This window comes from Bacillus sp. mrc49 (genome assembly GCF_002803435.1).
Genome location: NZ_PHNG01000519.1, coordinates 1 through 1,696 on the forward strand (window position 1 = coordinate 1; position 1,696 = coordinate 1,696).

The window sequence follows — 1,696 nt, forward strand, 5'->3', positions numbered from 1 at the left end:
GGATCTTGATAATCTGTCCAATTTATAAACAAGAACTACATCGATATCTTTTAAATCCTTTATCATTCTTTGTAAGTCAGGACGTTCTAGCGTTGACCCAGAGTAACCTCCGTCCACATAGATATTGAAGATATCCCATCCCTTGGCTTTACAGAATGCTTCCATGCGCTCTTTTTGCACTTCAATACTGTAATTTTCAACTTGCTCTCTTGTACTAACGCGAATATATAAAGCCGCCTTAGTCATAAATAATCACCTTTCAAATTAGAATTTTATGTTTAATGGGGCCATGTACCAAACTAACTTCCCTTTAATGTGAATAGGGTTAAATTCTTGCTCTTTATGATCGTAATATTGTGTAAGGTGTTTTTCGTTAAAGCTTTCTGGCTCCAAAGTAATTCCATTTTGGAATTTGAAAAACCTCTTCAACGTTGCATCATAACCATTAACTGCAACAGCAGCAACATCCCCGTTGTTAACTACTAAAGTAGGATCAATTAATGCCAAAGCATCGGGGGGAACTATTTTATTCATACTATCTCCATTTACTTTTACTAAAAAAGCATGTGGGTATTTATCAGCGACTTCAGAGGGTACATTAACCCATTCTTGTACTTGAACCATTTCTAGTGGAACACCAGCTGCAATCGTTCCTAATAATGGCATTGGTTTTGAAAACCCTTCAACTTTAGGTTGTATAGAAGAATTGATAGGATTAACTTTTGTCTCCTTATCTTCGATAATGTCACTTTTCAAAATACCAAAGTGATCAGCGATTTTTTGAATCGCACCCATTCGAGGATCTTTAATTCCGTTTTCCCATGTAGATACAGCTTTATCGGATACACCAGCAATTTCCGCAAGGTCTTTTTGGGAAAGATTATGTAATTCTCTTAATTTTTTAATGTTTTTACCAATACTCACTTTAAATACCCCCGGTCGGTCAGTTTATAAAATTTACTATAAACTAAAAGTAGAATAATTTCAATATAATAGCGAAAATATTCTACTTTTAATATAGAAGGTGAAATAAAAGTAGAAATTGTAGAAATATTATGCATCAATATCGTTGACAATCTACTAAAAGTAGAATAATATGTGATTGTGAAGGTTAAAAAGCGAGGTGATAACCATGATTCTCACACTGAAACAAGCCAGATTAATAAAGGGGTTTACACAACGCGATATAGCTACAAAGCTTGGTGTACATGTTCAGACTTACAGCAAGATGGAGAAACAACCTGAAGAAGTTACTATCAGGGAAGCCAAAAAAATCTGCGAGATTTTGGAATTAAGCTACGATTTTATTTTTTTTAACACTGACTCTACTTTAAGTAGAGACATTGAAAGAAGTCATTCTTTTTAAAGTAGAGTGAGGTGGTTTCATGCGAATTAAGGAGGACTTAACAATAAGTAGTATGTCCTTAGGTGGTTATGAAATTCCAATTCCTAAGGGATTATCTGAGTTACTTAATAGGTCAGGTGCTTGGAAATATAGAGCACCTGATTCAATCCAAAGTGAAAGTCCTTTAGAGGATTATGATCGTACTGTTGTTAAGGAAAATGGTCATTTAAGAACATATCTAACCTACAAAAAACCAGTTGAAAAGTCCGGAAAAAATAAAAAGGTTTCTTAAAGGGGGTAACTCATTGGGCATGGTCATGGTTTACGGTTTCGTAGGGGCGCTGCTGTTTT

4 protein-coding genes are annotated in these 1,696 nt (G+C 34.8%); 2 read left to right on the forward strand and 2 right to left on the reverse strand.

Features of this window, described 5'->3' with window-relative positions:
- Positions 1 to 246, reverse strand: a 246-nt coding sequence (locus CVN76_RS05040) for a recombinase family protein (protein ID WP_198512487.1), incomplete at its 3' end; no start/stop codon positions are given.
- 18 nt (positions 247 to 264) lie between these two features.
- On the reverse strand, positions 265 to 924 hold the full coding sequence (locus tag CVN76_RS05045; RefSeq protein ID WP_100530503.1) for a LexA family protein: 660 nt from the start codon (positions 922 to 924) through the stop codon (positions 265 to 267).
- 208 nt (positions 925 to 1,132) lie between these two features.
- On the opposite strand from CVN76_RS05045, the gene CVN76_RS05050 reads away from it, so the two are divergent.
- Together CVN76_RS05050 and CVN76_RS05055 are read left to right on the forward strand one after the other, a co-directional pair.
- Positions 1,133 to 1,366: a helix-turn-helix domain-containing protein gene (locus tag CVN76_RS05050; RefSeq protein WP_100530504.1), complete on the forward strand. Its 234-nt coding sequence runs from the start codon at positions 1,133 to 1,135 to the stop codon at positions 1,364 to 1,366.
- A 19-nt stretch (positions 1,367 to 1,385) separates the two neighbouring features.
- Entirely contained in the window at positions 1,386 to 1,637 is a 252-nt protein-coding gene (locus CVN76_RS05055) for a hypothetical protein (RefSeq protein WP_157805537.1), read from the forward strand.
- Positions 1,638 to 1,696: the final 59 nt, after the last annotated feature.